The sequence below is a fragment of the Pedobacter sp. 22163 genome (assembly GCF_052045595.1).
In the GTDB taxonomy this organism is placed as follows: Bacteria; Bacteroidota; Bacteroidia; order Sphingobacteriales; family Sphingobacteriaceae; genus Pedobacter.
The window spans coordinates 1-18,697 of record NZ_JBQEPM010000019.1 but is presented as its reverse complement, the minus strand read 5'-3'; the positions used below and the strand labels follow the sequence as shown (position 1 = coordinate 18,697).

At 38.4% G+C, this 18,697-nt stretch carries 17 protein-coding genes; 6 read left to right on the top strand and 11 right to left on the bottom strand.

Annotated features, from left to right (window positions below):
• Positions 1-199: 199 nt before the first annotated feature.
• The 4 genes from ACTJKN_RS27160 to ACTJKN_RS27145 form a co-directional block, all read right to left on the bottom strand.
• Positions 200-2,875: a family 78 glycoside hydrolase catalytic domain gene (locus ACTJKN_RS27160; protein WP_440828748.1), complete on the bottom strand. Its 2,676-nt coding sequence runs from the start codon at positions 2,873-2,875 to the stop codon at positions 200-202.
• A 137-nt stretch (positions 2,876-3,012) separates the two neighbouring features.
• Positions 3,013-3,411: an SRPBCC family protein gene (locus ACTJKN_RS27155; protein ID WP_440828747.1), complete on the bottom strand. Its 399-nt coding sequence runs from the start codon at positions 3,409-3,411 to the stop codon at positions 3,013-3,015.
• Positions 3,412-3,447: 36 nt separating this feature from the next.
• A complete protein-coding gene (gene pyrE, locus ACTJKN_RS27150; RefSeq protein ID WP_440828746.1) occupies positions 3,448-4,113 on the bottom strand; it encodes an orotate phosphoribosyltransferase in 666 nt (221 codons plus the stop codon).
• A 349-nt stretch (positions 4,114-4,462) separates the two neighbouring features.
• The gene (locus ACTJKN_RS27145; RefSeq protein WP_440828745.1) at positions 4,463-5,215 is read right to left on the bottom strand and encodes a DeoR/GlpR family DNA-binding transcription regulator; all 753 of its coding nucleotides are present in this window, start codon (positions 5,213-5,215) and stop codon (positions 4,463-4,465) included.
• Between the two features lie 55 nt (positions 5,216-5,270).
• On the opposite strand from ACTJKN_RS27145, the gene nudK reads away from it, so the two are divergent.
• Together nudK and ACTJKN_RS27135 are read left to right on the top strand one after the other, a co-directional pair.
• Positions 5,271-5,849 (top strand): GDP-mannose pyrophosphatase NudK, encoded by a 579-nt coding sequence (nudK, locus tag ACTJKN_RS27140; protein WP_440828744.1) that lies wholly within the window; start codon positions 5,271-5,273, stop codon positions 5,847-5,849.
• Positions 5,850-5,948: 99 nt separating this feature from the next.
• Positions 5,949-6,992 (top strand): NAD(P)-dependent alcohol dehydrogenase, encoded by a 1,044-nt coding sequence (locus tag ACTJKN_RS27135; RefSeq protein ID WP_131029755.1) that lies wholly within the window; start codon positions 5,949-5,951, stop codon positions 6,990-6,992.
• An 86-nt stretch (positions 6,993-7,078) separates the two neighbouring features.
• Here ACTJKN_RS27135 and ACTJKN_RS27130 read toward each other — a convergent pair whose 3' ends face one another.
• Complete coding sequence (locus tag ACTJKN_RS27130; protein ID WP_440828743.1) at positions 7,079-7,945, bottom strand: hypothetical protein; 867 nt, start codon at positions 7,943-7,945, stop codon at positions 7,079-7,081.
• A 439-nt stretch (positions 7,946-8,384) separates the two neighbouring features.
• On the opposite strand from ACTJKN_RS27130, the gene ACTJKN_RS27125 reads away from it, so the two are divergent.
• Entirely contained in the window at positions 8,385-8,996 is a 612-nt protein-coding gene (locus tag ACTJKN_RS27125) for an NUDIX hydrolase (RefSeq protein ID WP_230145205.1), read from the top strand.
• 648 nt (positions 8,997-9,644) lie between these two features.
• Here the strand turns inward: ACTJKN_RS27125 and ACTJKN_RS27120 are convergent.
• The 5 genes from ACTJKN_RS27120 to ACTJKN_RS27100 all read right to left on the bottom strand — a co-directional run bounded on the left by ACTJKN_RS27120 (position 9,645) and on the right by ACTJKN_RS27100 (position 13,184).
• Positions 9,645-10,250 carry a hypothetical protein gene (locus tag ACTJKN_RS27120; RefSeq protein ID WP_440828742.1) on the bottom strand — a complete coding sequence of 202 codons (606 nt, stop codon included), beginning with the start codon at positions 10,248-10,250 and terminating at the stop codon, positions 9,645-9,647.
• Positions 10,240-10,743, bottom strand: a complete 504-nt coding sequence (locus tag ACTJKN_RS27115; protein WP_440828741.1) for an RNA polymerase sigma factor — start codon at positions 10,741-10,743, stop codon at positions 10,240-10,242. The genes ACTJKN_RS27120 and ACTJKN_RS27115 overlap by 11 nt, the downstream gene beginning before the upstream one ends.
• A 309-nt stretch (positions 10,744-11,052) precedes the next feature.
• On the bottom strand, positions 11,053-11,514 hold the full coding sequence (gene coaD, locus ACTJKN_RS27110) for a pantetheine-phosphate adenylyltransferase (RefSeq protein WP_440828740.1): 462 nt from the start codon (positions 11,512-11,514) through the stop codon (positions 11,053-11,055).
• A 339-nt stretch (positions 11,515-11,853) separates the two neighbouring features.
• Entirely contained in the window at positions 11,854-12,387 is a 534-nt protein-coding gene (gene rsmD / locus ACTJKN_RS27105; protein ID WP_440828739.1) for a 16S rRNA (guanine(966)-N(2))-methyltransferase RsmD, read from the bottom strand.
• Positions 12,378-13,184 carry a DUF3822 family protein gene (locus tag ACTJKN_RS27100; RefSeq protein WP_440828738.1) on the bottom strand — a complete coding sequence of 269 codons (807 nt, stop codon included), beginning with the start codon at positions 13,182-13,184 and terminating at the stop codon, positions 12,378-12,380. Before ACTJKN_RS27100 ends, rsmD begins: the two co-directional genes overlap by 10 nt.
• A gap of 392 nt (positions 13,185-13,576) precedes the next feature.
• Here ACTJKN_RS27100 and ACTJKN_RS27095 point away from each other — a divergent pair, with 392 nt between their 5' ends.
• From ACTJKN_RS27095 to ACTJKN_RS27085, 3 genes are all read left to right on the top strand, one after another.
• A complete protein-coding gene (locus ACTJKN_RS27095) occupies positions 13,577-14,716 on the top strand; it encodes a putative sensor domain DACNV-containing protein (protein WP_440828737.1) in 1,140 nt (379 codons plus the stop codon).
• A 297-nt stretch (positions 14,717-15,013) separates the two neighbouring features.
• Positions 15,014-16,447 (top strand): ATP-dependent DNA helicase, encoded by a 1,434-nt coding sequence (locus ACTJKN_RS27090; RefSeq protein WP_440828736.1) that lies wholly within the window; start codon positions 15,014-15,016, stop codon positions 16,445-16,447.
• A 112-nt stretch (positions 16,448-16,559) separates the two neighbouring features.
• A complete protein-coding gene (locus tag ACTJKN_RS27085; RefSeq protein WP_440828735.1) occupies positions 16,560-17,231 on the top strand; it encodes an MCP four helix bundle domain-containing protein in 672 nt (223 codons plus the stop codon).
• Positions 17,232-17,531: 300 nt separating this feature from the next.
• On the opposite strand, the gene ACTJKN_RS27080 is transcribed toward ACTJKN_RS27085, so the two are convergent.
• Positions 17,532-18,377: a CvfB family protein gene (locus tag ACTJKN_RS27080; RefSeq protein WP_116250690.1), complete on the bottom strand. Its 846-nt coding sequence runs from the start codon at positions 18,375-18,377 to the stop codon at positions 17,532-17,534.
• Between the last annotated feature and the right edge of the window lie 320 nt (positions 18,378-18,697).

The following is an 18,697-nucleotide window of genomic DNA, read 5'->3' as shown; positions in this document are numbered from 1 at the left end:
TGCTTAGAGTAGCAGCCGTCATTAAAAGTAAAACTAATTATAAAAACAACTATAAAATAGCAGCATAAAACTTGGATTAGTCATAACAATCATTGCGAGGAACGAAGCAATCTTAATGCTCACGCTAGTAGCGATCGTTGTAAGATTGCTTCGTCGGCTGAAAAAGCCTTCTCGCAATGACGGTATCTCCGGAACTGGATTATTTTCGGCCTTTATGTTCAATTACATACTTACCAGCTGCTAAATCTATCTTCCCAATGTTGTTTATTTTACCGTTTACATAATTATCCATGCCAGGCGTAAGTGGGAGGTTAATAGTGGCTGTAGAATTTGCAGGAATGGTAATATCGTACCTGATTCCATTATTAACTCTTTTCCATGCACTTACAATTTTACCATATGGACCAATATGACTGGCCTCAAAAGAATTTAGGCCTGCCATAATGTGTGGATCCAAAATTATATGTTTAAAGCCTGGCTGTTTTTCATCTGGTTTAATACCACCAGGCGATTTATATAACCAGGCACCAATTTCCCCAAACATAATGTGGTTCATCGATATATCCGATTTTGCATCAATGGGCCAGTTCTCGTATAAAGTGGTGGCTCCGTTTTCCATCCACCAGCCCCAGCTTGGATAGGTTTTTTGAGCGGCAACTTTGTAGGCAATATCACTGTAACCATTTTCGCTCAGCGCATTTAAAATGGCTTTAGTTCCCAATAATCCAACATCTAAGTGGAAACCGTCAGCCTCTACACGTTTGGCTAAATTTTGGGCCACTAAGGCAACTGATTCTTCCGGAACAATTTTCCAATAGAGCGGAACACTCATTTCGGTCTGTACGCCAGAACCATAAATCCCTTTTTCTTTATTCAGATATTTGGTATTAAAAGCATCTTTAATTTTTTTGGCCAAAGCTGTGTACTTTTCGTAGTCATCGTTTTTACCTAAAATTTTTGCCGCCTTGGCTAAAATAACTACATCAGCATAATAATAACAGGTAGAGGTAAGCTCAACAGGAGATTTAGATTTCACTGGGATCCAATCGCCCAAACCCCATGTGGTTAAACCTGTCGGATACGTTTCGTCAATATGGTTCACGTATTTTCTAATATTTCCGTAACAATCGGCAAGCAATTTTTTGTCTCCATAAAACAGGTAAACATTCCATGGAATAATGGCAATTGTACTGGTCCAATCGGGGCCGTTGCCCCATTCATAACCCCAGCCATCGGTAGGGATAATGGAAGGTAAAACACCATTTGGCTGTTGTTCATCCCGGTGATCGGCAAGCCATTTTTCGTAAATGGTAATAGCATCAAAGCCATATAGACCGGTTTCTATCGCAATCTGTGCGTCGCCTGTCCAGCCATTTTTCTCTCTCTGCGGACAATCTGTAGGGTAGCCAAAAAGATTTGATAGGTAAGAATTGTTGGTAGCGTAATAGATTTTATTGATGATCGGCTCTGAAGATTTAACATCACCAACAACTGGAACATCACTGTGCATAAAATAGCCTACCAAATCTTCTTTTTTTAGTTGGATGGGAGCGGAGCTGCTCACTTCTATATATTGGAAACCCTTATAATTAAAATGGGGCATGAAACTTTGTTCACCTTTTCCATTTAAAATCAAAATATCGGTTTGGAATGGGTCAGTATTATCAGTTGGCCGGTAATGGGCATCAATATTGGAAATGTCTACATGTCCGTTGGTATATAAACGCTCGCCATGTTTCAGTTTTATAACAGTTCCGGCCGGTCCGTTTACCGTGATTTTGCTTACGCCTGAAATATTCCTGCCCAGATCGAAAAGATAAGTGGTGTCGTTAAACTTTCTTAAACTTTTACTTGCTATTTCTTCAACATTGCGGATAGGGTGCATGGCCTGTGCGACAATATTTTTAGATGGTGCAGAACGGTACATTACATTTTTCCAATCTGTATCGTCAAAATCTGGTGTGTTCCAGCCTGTTTTTTCCATGCCGGCATCATAATGCTCTGCGGTATAAATACTATTAAAAATAATCGGGCTCAATGCTGTTTTCCATTCCTTACCCGATTTAATGGTTTCGGTTGTGCCATCTTCATAAGTAATGCGTACATCGAGACAAAAGGTTGGCCTATTGCGCCAGGGCGCACGGTCGAAATACCAAACTGCGGTCGATTGGTGGTTGTACCATCCGTTGCCCAGCAATACACCAATAGCATTTTTGCCTTTGCTTATGGCCTTGGTTACATCGTAGGTAACGTATAATGTTCGTCTATCAAAGCGGGTATACATCGGGTCCATGCGATGGTTGCCGATTTTTTTGCCGTTGATGGAGAGTTCATACAAGCCAGCTGCAGCGATGTAAGCCCTGGCCGATCTGATTTTTTTAGTTGTGGTAAATGTATTTCGGAAATAGGGAGCAGGTTTAAGCTTGGTATTTTCATTATCCGAAATCCATGCGCCTTGCCAGTTTTCCATTTTCATCATCCCGGTTTCGAAGCTGGCGATATACACCTGGTTTGATTTCTTTTGGCCTCCATCAGCAATATCAACCCGCCAATAATATTTAGTAAAAGGTTTTAGTAACTGGCCCGAATAAACAACCAAATTATCACCTGATTTAACCCAGCCTGTATTCCAAAGTTTTGCACTGGTTTTAACAAGCGAAGCCGAATCGGTATCTACCATAACGCGGTAGGCTGTTTGTTTGGCTCCCTGGCTGGTATCGTTCATTTGCCATGTAAAACGCGGATTTGGATTGTCTAAGCCGATCGGGTTAATTAAATACTCGGTTTTTAAAGCGGTAAGCGATTGAGCAAGCGTTTTGGAAACAGGAGCAAGGGCAAAAAATAAAGCAGTTACCTGAAGAAGTCTGAGGTTCATAGTTTAAAGGTTATTCGAAACTAAGGTATTAAAATAATGTGCTGATAAGAGAACGCAATGGAATTTTTACGCATAAAAAAAGACGAGCTTTAACTCGTCTTTGTATCTGTGCAATCATTAAATCTTTGTACCACTTTTTATCCTAAAATTTCTTTCAGTTTTTCCGTTTGGTGATCGGCCAGTTTTTGTAGTGGACCAGATGCCAACATCTTCATCATCATGTTCAGATCGGCTGAGATAATGTGTTTAGCTGTAGTTGTTCCGTTTCCATTATCTGCCACTGTCCACTTTAACTCTACATCAAAAGGTGCTTTTTCACTAGGAATTGCTGTTATTTCCTGATTTTCGATACGGCTCGAAATCTTAATGGCCAATTTTGCCATATTTTGGATGGTAAACCGTGCATCATCTTCAGTAGATTCCCAGTTATAGATATTTTCTGGCATCAGTTGCTGATGATTGTTCATATTGGATAGAAATGCATAAACCTCTGCAGCTGGTCTATTTACCTCTACTGTGCTTTCAATAACAGTCATTATATATTTTTTAGATTTTTGTTTTTTACTCAAAACTTAAGACTCTGAACTCAAAACTTGTCCTTGTCCCCATTCTGAAGGGTTTAAACGCCATTTACTTAATAATTCCATATCACTTTTGGCAATAATGCTGTGCTCGGCAGCATAATCGATTAAAGCGCCATAGTTTGATAAGGTTAAGTAACGACATTTTGCAGCTGCGAAATTTTCGTCTGCTTTTTCGAAACCATAAGTGAAAATTGCTGCTAAACCAGCTACCGATAAACCTGCAGTTCTTAGTGCATCAACAGCTTGTAGACTGCTTTTTCCGGTTGAAATTAAATCTTCGATAACTACTACACGTTGACCTTCTACCACTTCGCCTTCAATTAAACTTCCAGTGCCATGTTCTTTAGCCTTTGCTCTTACGTAGATAAATGGTAAACCAAGTTCTTGAGCTACTAAAACACCTTGAGGAATTCCAGCGGTTGCCACACCAGCAATAACATCTACCGAACCAAACTCTTCCTGAATGGCCTGTGCAAGTTTCTGACGGATGTAAGTTCTAACCTGAGGGTGGGAAAGGGTAATTCTGTTGTCGCAATAAATTGGCGATTTCCAACCAGATGCCCAGGTAAAAGGATTATTTGGTTGTAATTTGATTGCTTTTATCTGTAATAAAAATTCCGCTACCTTTAATTCAATATCACTTTTATTATACATGGCTCAAAATTACAGATTTATTTGTGTTTGTCATAACATTTATTAAGCCTCACTTGTTTTAGCGAGGGAAGAAAATGTCGGGATTTGAATTTAATCACGACTTCCAAATGCTACAAATATCGGAAATTTTGATGGGAGGTAAAAGCTATTTCTTGTTACTCCTTGTAAATCAACGGGATAAAGAATAGTAGTGCCTAAAATTAAGTCTATTATATTATAATTATCATGTTGTTAACTTTCTGAAACATTCATTGAAATTGGCTGCATTAAGTAAAATCCAATTGATTGAACGAACCGCGTACCAGATTCATATTTAACTTCTCTATGTCCAGCCTGTTATTTTCCAGTTTTATACCTTTACTGAAAGTACTAAGATCCCTTTTGACTGAAATTCTATTATTTCAGGTCCATTATAGTCTGTAACCAAAATATCTACCAGTGATAAATCATCAAACTTTAAATACGATGTTTTTCCTATTTTGCCGGTGTCGCAAAGTAGGTAAGTCTGATCACTTTGTGATGCCATAGCTAAAGTATTTGAAGCTTCGTATTCACTACCAGCATATAATCCATCGCAGGTAATCCCATCTGCACCCAGAAAGGCTTTCGAGGCGTGGTATCGGGCAATGTGTTCAGTAGCAATTGTTCCATGAACAGCCTGCCTGATTGGATCAACTTCACCACCAATCAGGTTAATGGTTACGGCACTATTCTGTAACTCGTTAACTACAGGCAGGGAGTTGGTAATTACCTTTATTTTTTTGTTTTTGATGAACTGGCATAACCTAAAGGCCGTACTTCCACAATCAATGAATATGATATCTCCATCATTAATATCTTCTGCTGCCCCTTTACAAATAGCATCTTTAGCTTTAAAATTAACAGCTGCTTTGTTAACAAATGATACTGGCTTTATTAACTCACTTACTTTCATTGCCCCACCATGTGTACGGTACAGCAGCCCGCTGGCTGCCATATTTGCAAGATCCCTTCTTACGGTAACTTCAGAAACACCTATTTCTAATGCCAACTGCCGAATATCAACTTCGCCAAACTCCTCTAGAAGTTGCAAGATTTTATGTGCTCTTTTTTGAAATGTCATATATAATCAGTTAATTCGATCAAAAATAATCATAATCAATCAAAAATAATCATTTATGGAAAATATTAATATCCTTAACACACAAATACTTTCAGATAATTGGTACACTTTGAAGAAAGTGAGTTTCGAAATGACAAGGCTGGATGGGGCTAAATCTATTCTGGAGCGAGAGGCGTACGACAGGGGAAATGGCGCCACAATTTTATTGTACAATAAAGAATATAAAACAGTTGTGCTTACACGCCAGTTCAGGATTCCGACATTTATCAACGGAAATGAGACGGGTTACCTGATTGAATGTTGTGCCGGATTGTTGGATAAAGATAATGCCGAAGATTGTATCAGAAGAGAGACCGAAGAAGAAACCGGGTTTAGGATTGATCATGTAGAAAAAGTTTTCGAAGCCTATATGTCTCCGGGTTCGGTTACCGAGCTTTTATACTTTTTCGTTGCTGCATATTCAAGTGAAATGAAATTGCATAACGGAGGCGGACTGAAAGAAGAAAACGAATATATCGAGGTATTAGAATTACCGTTTGAAAATGCCCTGGAGATGATAAAAAGTGGTGAAATAAAAGATGGGAAAACGATTATGCTCCTTCAATACGCCTTGCTAAATGGCCTGATGTTGTAACAGCATTGTTTGAATTTTGCAATGATTTATTTGATTTGTGTAATTGTTCTTAGCAAAGCGGTGTATACCTTTGTTAAGGTAAAATTAATTTGAATTTTTATGATAGCAACAAAAGGATATGCGGCACAAAATGCCGAAACTGATCTTGCACCCTGGAATTTTGAGCGCCGGGAAGTAGGACCTCATGATGTTCAGTTCGAGATACTTTTCTGTGGGGTTTGCCACTCAGATCTGCACCAGATAAAAAACGATTGGTTTCCGGGGATATTCCCAATGGTTCCTGGCCATGAAATTGTAGGCAGGGTAACAAAGGTTGGAGATCATGTTAAAAAATTTAAGGTTGGTGATCTTGCCGGTACCGGTTGTATGGTAGATTCTTGCCAGGTTTGCGAAAACTGTAAGCAAGATTTAGAACAATATTGTTTGGAAGGAAATACGCAAACGTACAATGGTTTAGAAAGAGATGGTAAAACACCAACTTATGGTGGATATTCGGATACGATTGTAGTAAGAGAAGAATTTGTACTCCATGTGTCGGATAAATTAAATCTTGCTGCCGTAGCGCCGCTTTTATGTGCAGGTATTACCACTTATTCTCCTCTAAAACACTGGAAAGTAGGAAAAGGCCATAAATTGGCTGTACTTGGTTTAGGTGGTTTAGGCCATATGGCCGTGAAATTTGGTGTAGCTTTTGGTGCCGAAGTAACGGTATTGAGTACCTCGCCAAAGAAAGAAGAGGATGCCAAAAAACTGGGTGCCCACCACTTTGTGGTAACAACCGATCCTGCGCAGGTTAAAGCTGCCAGGGGTACGTTCGATTTTATTTTAGATACCGTATCTGCTGAGCACGATTTTAATATGTATCTTTCTTTATTGAGAACAAATGGTATACACATTTGCGTAGGTGTTCCACCTAAACCGGCAGAAATTGCTGCTTTTAGTTTGCTTGGTGGTAGAAAAAGTCTTGCCGGATCGGGTATTGGTGGGATTGCTGAAACTCAGGAAATGTTAGACTTCTGTGCAGAGAACAATATCGTATCAGATATCGAAATGATTGATATGAAAGATATCCACCATGCTTACGAACGTATGGAAAAAGGCGATGTACGTTACCGTTTTGTGATTGATATGGCTACGCTGTAGATCTAAATATCAGATAATTAACAATGAGGGGTTTAGGGCTGAAAAGGTTTCTAGACCCCTATTTGTTTATCAGACAAATTAATTTCCTAAGTCGTATAATTTTGCTTTACAAATTCTGATATGGAAATGTTATGATCAGATTCTACTTTGGAAATCTGTTTTTTGTTATCCAACAGCAGATTTTGGAGCGTAGCTAGCGAATCTTTAAGGTAAGAGATGGATAACATCTGAGAAATCCTGCTTCTGATCTTTTCGGCCAGGAACAATTCAACCAGGATCAATGTGATTAAAAAGATATAATGCGTAAAAATCAGGTTATTGGTATTCTTGCTTAAGGCGGGAAGCCCTAACCAAACCATAACCATATCAATTATTAAAGGAATGCCGATAATGGCAATAACCGAGATTGCACTTGCTTTTAGCGCAATGCTTTTTTCTGCTTGTTTTATCTGTTCATTAAAAGCAGAAAATTTACTGTTCAGTGGTGTATTTCTATTGCTTTGTTGTTGTTCTAGCTTCTGAAGGTCTTTTCCATGCGCTATATCTATTATTCTAACCTGCTCTACGATGTATGATTCGGCATTGTTAAGCTTTTCCTGATCTTCTACGATAGATTCTTGCTCGGCTATAATTTTATCCATAACCATTAAATCGTCGGGGATACCATGACGAAGCTTTTGTTCTGCGGCAATAATACGGTTATCTAATTGTTTAAACTGCCTTTTAAGCTCTGCAATTTCTTTATTGTAATGCTCTTTTTTTGAAGCATAACTGTTCTCCAAACTATGAAGTTCGGATGCGTACTCGAAATTCGCCAATAACTGTTCATTGCCGGCAAAACGCTGATAAAGCCCGGTTAATGTGATAAAGAGTGCTCCGGTTGATTTTTCTGGGTTAGAAAGATCATTTCGGTATGCTTCCAGATCTGTTTCGGATAATGAAGGTATGGGCATGGCAGATTAAAAGGTTAAAATTATAAAAAATATTCATCGTTGCAGGAATTATTCGCCATTGTTTTCTAGCTGAATGCTCCAATACAGATAACTAACCATTTTTTTACATTCTAGTGTGCATGTTTTTGGTTATACAGGTTCATCATTGATTAAATATTATTTTTTTTTCACTCTTTAATAAATTATTCTATATTTGTAGCAAGCAAGGGGTGAGAGCCTTGCATCAATCTTTGATTGAGAGCGTTAATTTAGATAAGGTTACAACATTAATTGTTGTAACCTTTTTTTATATCCTATAAATAACTCAACAATTTTTCTACTTTTAGGGCATTGCAAAAATATATAGGTTTCGGAGAAGGAACTCTTTAAAATATAATCAGGAAAGGAGTGGGTTGCTATAAAAAAGCATCATTCTCTATTTAATGTGTGTTAAAAATATATGCCAAGAAATTATAGAATTTATATCAACGATAACACTTTGTATATCTCAGATTTTTTGCCAGAGCAAAAAGAAAAAATTCAACAACTGGAATTTCAGGATTTTAATCTGCAAACATTCTACAAAAAACTAAAAAATGGTTCTAAAAAGAGCTATATTTTCTTGACAAAAAATCCTCAGGAGACCTTCAGAAAATTAAAGAAAGATTGCACCATTATTAAAGCCGCTGGTGGTTTGGTAGAGAGCGCAAATGGCAATTTTCTGTTTATTTTTAGAAATAAAAAATGGGATCTGCCCAAAGGGAAGTTAGAGGAAGGTGAAAAAATGAAAGAAACTGCTGTTCGTGAGGTAGAAGAGGAGTGCGGAATCAGGGTTTTTAAACGCGAGGAAAAACTTTGTAAAACCTATCATGTTTACCCAATTGGTACAAAAATGGTAATCAAGAAGACCAATTGGTACAAAATGAAGGTTAAAGGTGAACCCAAATTGGTACCTCAAAAGGAAGAAGGCATTGATGAAGCAGTTTGGCTGGATAAAAACCACATTTCGCCAGTAGTTAAAAATACTTTTCCATCAATTATGGATGTGCTGAGGGCCGGAGGGATACTATAAGTGTTCTACCCAGAGATCGTCCCGCTGAACTTGTTTATTAGCGGTTTATTATGTTTTTAATGGCCTAATAGCTACTACGTGGTCAGCATCTTTTGTTTAGCTGTGGTGTCAGATATTTCTATCTGACACATGTAAGTTTATCTAAAATTAAGGAATTGGTGCTTTAACAGTCAGAAGTTAACATATGACTACACAAAAATCCCATTGAGTTTGTCACGTTGAGTTGTCGAAACGCCTCCAAGATATTTAAGTAGGTCCTTCGACAGGCTACCATTGACGTTATTTCGCAAACCGCTATTAATCAGTATTTTAATCGCTTTTGTATTTCCATCCAGCTAGGCCATTGCACGGTATCTCCGTTCCACTTAAATCCGGCCTAACAAATTTTTCGGGCTGCACTGCCTAAGCCAACCTACTAGCTTCGAAAGAAAAATTTTCAGCCGGTGTTTTTTGTTTCTTTTTTGACACCAAAAAGAAAGAAGCCTGTCCGGCCAGGACTAATAAAACACCCCGTCCTGCGGATACCCCTCTAAGAGAGGGGAATTACATATCGCAGACGACCGATAATTAAATGTCATTTATATTGATTTTTATAAAATAAATTACCCTAAGGATGACAATTTAATATTTATATTACGGACTTGCACATTATTCATAATCCAACTCATCAACTACTTTTTTAACCTGCTTTAAATACTTGCCATAGTAATACCAAGCCCATAATTCGGTAATTACGCCTATAATCAGAATGGTAATAAAACAGTTTAATAAAATGTAAACAGATGAAAGATTAGCTAAAATTTTGTTGAAAATTGAAGCCTTTTCTATAAACAGATAAATTGCAATGAATGCGACGCCGATAAAGGCAACAATGTAGGTGAGGGCTTTATATAGTTCGATGTTAAGTTTCATTTCGTAGAAAAACCAGAGGATGTTTTTGCGTGTATCTAAACTCATATCGTAAGAGTTTTTGTAGAACAGATAAAACTTAAAAAAATAATAAGCGGTAAATCCACAGGTGATGGCATAAAATATTAAAAACACCTGATTCATTACCGATGAAAATCCAAAAAAGTAAGGGACAAAGGCCATGAGTACCAAAAAGAAAATCTGGTAAAAAAACTCGTGTTTCATTTTAGCCCTTATTTTATCAATTGGGGTATGTGCCTGTTTTATTTTAAGCATATCGGTAGAAATGTTGCTTCCGTCGGGACTTTCAGCATTCCATTCATTTTTTATATCGTCAAAATTCATAACCGTTTTTCTTTATGATGAATTGTAATTTTTCTTTGGTTCTGTTCAGTTTAACCCGTGCATTTACCTCGCTAATGCCCAGGTTTTCGGCAATTTCGCGATGGGATTGATTTTCGAGAAAGAGAAATATCAATGCTTTTTCTATTACAGTCAGCTCTTGCATGGCAGTGTACAAACAGGCCAGTTTCTCTTCTTTTCCTTCGTTCTCGTTTACATCTATTATATCAATATTTTCGTCTAGAGGTGCTTTATCTACTTTTCTATTGTCCTTCTTAAAGTAAATTAATGCCGTATTTAAGGATACGCGGTACATCCATGTCGTAAATTTGGAGTTGCCCTTAAAAGTTGGGTAGGCTTTCCAAAGCTGTAATACGATTTCCTGAAACAGATCGCGCTGTTCTTCAGCACCGTTCATATACATTTTAGAAATCTTATGTATAATGGCTTTGTGCTGGTTGATCAGGGTGAGGAATGTATTTTCTGTTTCTTTCATTTAATATATAACCCATTGGTAACCGATTCTTTAAAACGTTACATTTTAAATTTAAATAATATTAAACTACAGTAAAGGAGGAAGAACAAAGATGGGATTCCAGCAGATTGGTCGTTTTTCCCGCGCAGGAATCTTACAACACACACTCTGTAGCGATCGTTGTAAGATTGCTTCGTCGACTGAAAAAGCCTCCCCGCAATGACGATCTTTTGATCGTGGTGTCAGATATTTCTATCTGACACAAATAAACGTAGGTTAGAAATATGTGTAAATGCATCTATCAGTCAGGTGGTAACACCTGACAGCACATCATAAAAAACCAAGTGCTTCTGTGGGTACAAATGGACTTACATCGCCATGGTTTCTTAAAATATCGCGCACAATGGTAGAGCTGATGGCCGAATATTCGGGTTTGCTTAACAGTAAAATGGTTTCTACTTCGGGCATCATGGTCTGGTTGATCTGGGCGATGGCTCTTTCGTATTCAAAATCGGATGCTGAACGGATACCGCGTACCATATATTTGGCATCAATTCTTCTGCAGAAATCTACTGTTAAACCTTCGTAAGTTTGGATTTCGATATTCTGATAGCCTTTAAAAACAGTCTGTAAAATCTGAAGACGCTGCTCTGCACTTAAGAAATTCTGTTTAGAACTGTTTAGTCCGATACCCACTACAATTTTATCGAAAAGTGGTGTGGCACGTTGCAAAATGTTTACGTGAGCAATAGTGATCGGATCAAATGAGCCTGGAAATAGCGCTATCTTCATGATTCAAATATAGATTTTTATGGCGAAATTATTTACCACAAAGACACTAAGAACACAAAGAAGGTTATTTTTTGACATGGAAGCACGGATTTACATGGAATGCACCTCGCTTAATCTTTTACCATTAAGAAATTTAGAACATTCAACGGCGCTATAACTGGAGCAGGCTGCTCATTTTAAGCCTGATTGCAATGGAAAGCCCGGAACCTGATCCTTTATCGGGTGAGGACTTGCAATGAAAAGCAGGACCAAAGGCTGCCACAAAGCACTGTGTGCTCGCTTTCTAAAAATAAAATAATTATGCGCCATTAACCAATGAACTAATGACAAATTGAACCACTATAACTCAAAAAAACTGAACGATGAATTGCCGTATTTTCTGGTTTCGGTGTAACCGGGCTGGCTGTTCAGTTTCATGTTACTTTGGTGTTCTACAATTAACAGGCCATCAGGCTTGAGCAATTGTTGCTCCTTTATGATAACCGGAATCTGTGGAATGTTGGGCATATTGTAGGGTGGATCGGCAAAGATCAGGTCGTAAGCACCAGTCATTTGTTTTAATAACTTGAAAACATCGCCTTTACGTACATCAACCTGATCAAAGTGGTGTTGTTTTGCTGTGTTTTTAACCCAGTTTATGCAACCGTAATCCATATCAACAGCTAAAATACTTTCTGCACCACGTGAGGCAAACTCAAAAGTTAAATTTCCGGTGCCGCAGAATAAATCCAGAACAGAGCAGGTTTCGAAATCATATTTGTTGTTGAGGATATTGAAAAGTGCCTCTTTGGCCATATCCGTAGTTGGGCGTACCGGTAAATTTGCAGGGGGCTGCAAACGGATACCCTTTAATTTGCCACCAATTATTCGCATAAATCTAAAGCAAGGAGACCGCTGAAATAATGCTTTGGCATATCGGCCAATAATTCACTATTTTGTTTTCCAGCAGGAAAGAAGAAATAAAGTTGGTTAAAGTATTTTAACAAGCAATTATAATGCTCATCATCTTCGTTTATAATGCCTTGTAAATAAACGGGAACGGCATCAATTAAACCCAGTTGTTCGATCATCAGCAACAGGAAATAATTAAACTCCTCAGCGTTTTCTGATTGATAATGGTTTTGAAAAACTATCTTTTTATCTTTTATGTAGAGTACATTGAAAGATACTGCTGTAAAATCGATTAACAAAGATTCGTCTGATAAATGATTAAATAAAACCATTAATGGTTCAGACTGTGGAAATAAATCTGTTTTTTCAGGCAGGTTTGATTTTAAATGCTCATCTAAACAAAAAACAGTATTAAAACCTAAATTATCATTGTGTTTAGTGTAAACTTTAGCATCGGAACCTAAATATTTAGCATAAACGGATAGATTTTCACCATCAAACCATTCATCAGGGATAAAAATAAAATTTGAGGTATGGATTGCTGCTTTTACCGTTGCATAGTTTAATGATAGGTAACTATCGGTTTCAAAGGCAGATTTCAGTTCTTTCTGTACATCTTCACAACCTTGTTTATCAAAAATGATATTAATCTCTTCTGTATCCTTACCTACCACAGCATAAGAAAAGCTGTCATTTGTTATTTTTAACAATAAATGGCAGTTTGCAGATGCATCAGCTTTAAAATTCGGGTCGACTAATAAGAGACTATTGTTACTCATTGAAACAAAAATAGACTTTTTTGAGGATTAACGGTAAGATGAGGTTAATTTTTTGGTTTTGATTTGTAGTCCTTCAGCTTTTGCCACGGAAACACGGAGTCCACGGAAACAACCCTTCGCCATTTTTGCTTACTAAACGACTTGTGGACCGGTGAATTTTTTACCGACCGAGACACCTAAGTGAATTGATATTCGCCCAGAAATATGAAATCAACTTTGTGTGCTTTGCGCCTTCGTGGTGAATCTTGTCTCTGCGCGCTTTGCGGCTAAAAGAGCATCAAAAATAGCTGTGTTTATCTGTGAAGATCTGTGGTAAGAATGTCTGTGTTTTTTTACCAAAATCAAACCTTTCGGATATTCAAAAATCGAAATATTCGACTTAAATTCGGAACATGAGTTACAAGCCTACCTATAAAGCGGCAAACACGATTGCAGCAACTATTGAGCAACATTTTGTTAAACTGCATAAAAATGCAATTGCACAGGGTGAGATAGATTTGGCTACTCAACCGGATCGAAAAATAATTGAAGCGATAATTGATGTTGCTTTTTGGAGCAGCTTGCGTAAGGAAGAGGGGCATTCGCCACGGATTTCGATTGCTTTTTTACCGCCGGACCAAACGTCGAAACCATTGCGCTTTGCAAAAAAGCTAGCCTTAAATGCCAATACCTTAACCAAAATTGCGCCTGGGATTGAACGTTCAGGGATTCACTTAGGGGTTTGGGAAGAGGATGGCGAACTTTATATATGGGGTACAACCCTCAATATTCCAAACTTTTGTTTTGTTGTTGATGTTTCTGAACCTGGATTAATCGTAATTAAACACCGAAGGATTTACGGCATAGGTAAGTTTACCAATGTTGCTGTGCTTAAGGGAGAGCAGATCCGCATTGTGGATGATACGAGTTGTGCAAATAAAGATTGTCCGCCTATTTTGCAGGCCTTATTAGATCTGACTGTTTTGGCCAGTTGGAACGATCCCATTAATATTTTGATCCAGTTTTCGGTTTCTATGCGTGCCCATGGCCGTGGTGGGGCCTTGCTGATTGTGCCAAAAGACGATACAAAATGGGAAGAATCCATTATCCACCCGATACAGTATTTGGTAAAACCTCCATTCTGTGGTTTATCCAATCTGGCGAAACAGAGCGGCAACCAGAGTGAAATTTTTTCGCAGGGGGCTGTTCGTCGCGAAGTAGAGCATTTAGCAGGTTTAACAGCTGTTGATGGTGCTACGATCATTAACGAAGAATTTGACCTGATTGCTTTTGGCGCAAAAATCGGTCGTGCTAAAGGCAAACCAACGGTAGAACAGATTGCATTTTCGGAACCCATTCTTGGTGGCGAAGATAAAATTCTTTATCCCGGACAGCTCGGAGGGACCAGGCACTTTTCTGTGGCCCAGTTTGTTAACGATCAGCCGCAATCTATTGGTTTGGTAGCCTCTCAGGATGGCCATTTTACCATTTTCAGCTATAGCAAAAAACAAAATATGGTAATGGCACATCGCATCGAAACCTTACTTTTGTAACGAAAATTGTTTAATTGTTGCATTGCTTTATTGTTTAGCTCGGGTAAAAGGAGAATACCTTTTTGTTGAGGTTACTTCGACAATGTACCATTGGCGGATTCAAGTAGCGCAATCGTCATTCCCGCAGACGGGAATCTTAAAGCGCTTGCATTACGATTTCCAATCGAGTCGGAAATGACGATTCTTCGCAGTATGATACTTACAAAAAAGACATAACGGAAAGACCGACTGCCGGAACAAATTAGCAAAGCAACTGCTTTTCAAAAACAATTTATCAATAAAACAATTTAACAATACATGTTAACCGATAAAAGTCAGCTTATAGCTTCAGCATACGAACATACACCAACCAAGGAGCAATTGCTTTTTTGCGAGCGGATGTCGGTGTTTTTGCAGCAGGATGATGAGTACCGCTGTTTCGTGCTCAAGGGGTATGCTGGTACGGGTAAAACCACCTCTGTAGCGGCTTTGGTGAAGGTTTTGAAGCAATTTAACTTGCGTAGTGAATTGCTTGCGCCAACGGGAAGGGCAGCGAAAGTAATGAGCCAGTATTCATACCGGAAAGCATTAACCATACATAAAAGGATTTACCGCAAGCGCTCGGCAACATCGCCCGAAATGCAGTTTCAATTGGCGCCTAATCTCTCTGAAAATACATTGTTTATTATCGACGAGGCCTCAATGATTGCCGATGAATTTAACGAAACAGGTTCTTCAATATTAAGAGATCTGCTGGAGTTTGTGTACAATACCAAAAATTGCTTTTTACTTTTTGTGGGCGATACGGCACAGTTGCCTCCTGTGGGGAGTTTAGATAGCCCGGCATTGAACGAACAGTACCTCAAAGATAAATTTGCCTTAACCGTGTCATCTGTTGAGTTAAAGGAGGTGGTTAGGCAAGGAAAGAAATCCGGTATTTTGGCCAATGCTACAATGTTGAGAAATCAGATTGCTAAAAATCCTGAAAATCCGATGCCTAAATTCCTGACTAAAAGTTATACCGATATTTACAATATGGCCGGTGCACGTTTGGTAGAAGGACTGGAGTATGCTTACCGCAAATTCGGAATTGAAAATACCCTGGTGGTCTGCCGTTCCAATAAATCGGCCAATGTGTATAACCAGCAGATTAGAGCCAGGTTGTTGTACCGCGAAGAAGAGTTAACGGGCGGCGATCAGATTATGGTGGTGCGGAACAATTATTTCTGGCTACCGGAGAACGAGGATACTGCTTTTATTGCCAATGGCGATATGGCAAAGGTAATTCGCGTGAGGGGAGAAGAAGAACGTTATGGATTCCGTTTTGCCGATGCCACTTTAGAGTTTATGGATTTCCCCGCTGCGGGGCAGATTAGCTGCAAAGTAATGTTGGATACGCTCAATTTAGAAAGTGCTAATCTGCCTTATGAGCAGAATAAAAAGCTTTTTGACGGGCTCAATGAAGATTATGAGCATATTGCCAATAAACGGCAACGGATGCTGGCCATTAAGGCAGATCCTTTTTACAACGCCTTGCAAATTAAGTTTGCTTATGCGGTAACCTGCCATAAAGCACAGGGCGGACAGTGGGATGCTGTTTTTGCTGATCAGGGTTATCTTACTGAAGAAATGATCGATCTCGATTTTCTCCGCTGGTTATACACCGCTGTAACGCGAGCAAAAAAAGAGTTATATTTAGTCAATTTTGCGCCTCAGCTTTTCACGAAGACAGCGCAGGAGGATTACTTTTAGAGGAAGGTGATTACACAGATTTAAGGATTACACAGAATAGAGAGATTCCTCTGATTGAATTATCTTGGTGTACTTTGCGCCTTTGTGGTCGAACATACAAACCAAATTATATATGAAATTTGCCTTTAGTCTTAAAAACAAGCTAAAAATAGCTTTTCTGCTTTTCTGCATCATGTGCTGCACTTTGTTGATCCGCTTTTTGGAAGACAAAAGTGTAGAGAAGATTAACGAATCTTTTATTTCGATGTACAATGATAGGCTTGTTCCAGCGACAGATTTATATTTTATTGCCGAAAACCTATATTATAAAAATGAAATCCTTCAGGAAATATTATTCAGGGACGGTACTGTTCAGCCTTCAACCGGTATAGTGAAAATGAATAAACACAACCGTAAAATAGATTCGATCGTCAATAAATATGAACATACTTTATTGGTAAAACAGGAGAAAAGTTTTTTAAACGACCTTAAAAAAGCATTAACTGTTCAACAGGGAGTGGAGGCGAAAATAATAAACATGGCGGGTGCTGAAGGAAGAATAATTTATAAGTCGACGGGAAAAAATGCTATTGATGAAACACTGACTAAACTTTCGGCCTTGATTAAAATACAATCTAAAGTGGGTAATGATCTGATTAAAGGCTCCAAGATCTTCGTTTCAGGAACGAAAGTATATTCTACCTTGCAAGTTATTTTGGCTATTGTGATCGGAATTATGATCGTGGCCATTGTTTCGGCCTCAAATGCAGTGAAAATTCAGAGCGAGAAGTTTAATTTGAATTAGATTTTTAACACTTTGAATATGGTTTTACCACCAAGGCACGAAGGCACAAAGAAGGTCACGTTATCTCGATCATAGCGAGTATAATAATTTATTGGAGATCTATACAATGTTAATCTGTGTTTCTGTGGCTAACCAAGTTTCGTCATCTCGACCGTAGTGGAGAGATCTGTAGGTTCGGTTTTTTGATTACTCATGATTAGTCGCCACCTTTGGCAGGGAGTTTTCATTATTTTTGCCACGGAAGCACGGAAATGGCGAAAAAGTATTCCGTGTTAACCTGTGTTTCCGTGGCTGATGCTTTTATTCTGCTTCGTCGTCTGTAATCAATCTGATCGAATCGTCAGAAAGTACGATTAAACGCTCCTTATAGAGTGAGCCAATGGTTTTTTTGAAGGCGCTTTTACTGATCTGGAAACGGTGATAAATATCTTCAGGAGAACTCTTATCGCCCAGTTCAATTACACCACCACTCTTTTTTAGCTCTTTTAACATCATCTCTTTCGAATCGAGAATATGGCCGTAACCACTTGGCTGTAGGGTTAAATCGATCTTACCCTCCACCCGGATTTTCTTGATCCAGCCCTTGCGCATTTCGCCCGGTTGGATATTATCAAAAACCTCGTTATTATAAAGCAACCCGATATAAGTATTGTTGATAATGGCGTTAAAGCCAAGATCGGTTTCTTCGGTAATCAATAAACTTACTTCGTCGCCCTCTTCAAAATCGAAGCCATCTTCTTCAACAAAATCGTATAGTTTAGAAGAAGCCAACAGGCGATCGTTACTTTCGTCTAAATATAAGTAAACTACATATTTATAACCTTTTTGCATCGGCCGCTTTTGCTCGCGATCCGGTACATAGACATCTTTATCGATACCAAGATCCATAAATACGCCATCATCACCATCAGAAACCACTTTCAAAAAAGCAAAATCGCCCACTTCGGCATAAGCTTTCTGGGTAGTCCCGGTTAAGCGGCCATCTTTTTGTACAAAAACAAAAACGGTAATATTATCGCCAATTTCTACGCCATTCGGAACGTATTGGTAAGGCAGGATGACCAGTTTATCGCCATCGGTTAAGTTTAATCCAGCTTCTGTTTTGCTTAAAATTCTTAACTCGTTGTATTTTCCTATTTCAATCATGTGTTTTGGGTTTAACCATTTTCTTCAATGGCTTTTGCTGCAAAGGTAGCAATGTTTCGTTGCAAATCGGTTTTAAATCTGTTGGAGTAATTTTAACCACAGCTAAAAAGGATGCACACAGATCTTGATATCCGTGTGCATTTGCGATGAAAAAAATAACCTTATTTGTCCTTCACATGGTTACAATTGACAGATTCCTAAAGAAAGGTCGTCCTTTAGATTTGTATAATGGAATTATAGTTTATTTTTATCTATTAATAATATACAAATATTACCTAACTCGGTAGCGGCTCATTAACAGATCGTCAAGGTTTTTATAC

What these genes read in the sequence shown, in the direction of transcription:
- rsmD (WP_440828739.1), bottom strand. Translation starts at nt 12,387, where the DNA reads ATGCGAATAATTGGTGGCAAATTAAAGGGTATCCGTTTGCAGCCCCCT.
- ACTJKN_RS27100 (WP_440828738.1), bottom strand. Translation starts at nt 13,184, where the DNA reads ATGAGTAACAATAGTCTCTTATTAGTCGACCCGAATTTTAAAGCTGAT.
- ACTJKN_RS27090 (WP_440828736.1), top strand. Translation starts at nt 15,014, where the DNA reads ATGTTAACCGATAAAAGTCAGCTTATAGCTTCAGCATACGAACATACA.
- coaD (WP_440828740.1), bottom strand. Translation starts at nt 11,514, where the DNA reads ATGAAGATAGCGCTATTTCCAGGCTCATTTGATCCGATCACTATTGCT.
- nudK (WP_440828744.1), top strand. Translation starts at nt 5,271, where the DNA reads ATGGAAAATATTAATATCCTTAACACACAAATACTTTCAGATAATTGG.
- ACTJKN_RS27125 (WP_230145205.1), top strand. Translation starts at nt 8,385, where the DNA reads ATGCCAAGAAATTATAGAATTTATATCAACGATAACACTTTGTATATC.
- ACTJKN_RS27130 (WP_440828743.1), bottom strand. Translation starts at nt 7,945, where the DNA reads ATGCCCATACCTTCATTATCCGAAACAGATCTGGAAGCATACCGAAAT.
- ACTJKN_RS27155 (WP_440828747.1), bottom strand. Translation starts at nt 3,411, where the DNA reads ATGACTGTTATTGAAAGCACAGTAGAGGTAAATAGACCAGCTGCAGAG.
- ACTJKN_RS27080 (WP_116250690.1), bottom strand. Translation starts at nt 18,377, where the DNA reads ATGATTGAAATAGGAAAATACAACGAGTTAAGAATTTTAAGCAAAACA.
- ACTJKN_RS27115 (WP_440828741.1), bottom strand. Translation starts at nt 10,743, where the DNA reads ATGAAAGAAACAGAAAATACATTCCTCACCCTGATCAACCAGCACAAA.
- pyrE (WP_440828746.1), bottom strand. Translation starts at nt 4,113, where the DNA reads ATGTATAATAAAAGTGATATTGAATTAAAGGTAGCGGAATTTTTATTA.
- ACTJKN_RS27160 (WP_440828748.1), bottom strand. Translation starts at nt 2,875, where the DNA reads ATGAACCTCAGACTTCTTCAGGTAACTGCTTTATTTTTTGCCCTTGCT.
- ACTJKN_RS27145 (WP_440828745.1), bottom strand. Translation starts at nt 5,215, where the DNA reads ATGACATTTCAAAAAAGAGCACATAAAATCTTGCAACTTCTAGAGGAG.
- ACTJKN_RS27095 (WP_440828737.1), top strand. Translation starts at nt 13,577, where the DNA reads ATGAGTTACAAGCCTACCTATAAAGCGGCAAACACGATTGCAGCAACT.
- ACTJKN_RS27135 (WP_131029755.1), top strand. Translation starts at nt 5,949, where the DNA reads ATGATAGCAACAAAAGGATATGCGGCACAAAATGCCGAAACTGATCTT.
- ACTJKN_RS27120 (WP_440828742.1), bottom strand. Translation starts at nt 10,250, where the DNA reads ATGAATTTTGACGATATAAAAAATGAATGGAATGCTGAAAGTCCCGAC.
- ACTJKN_RS27085 (WP_440828735.1), top strand. Translation starts at nt 16,560, where the DNA reads ATGAAATTTGCCTTTAGTCTTAAAAACAAGCTAAAAATAGCTTTTCTG.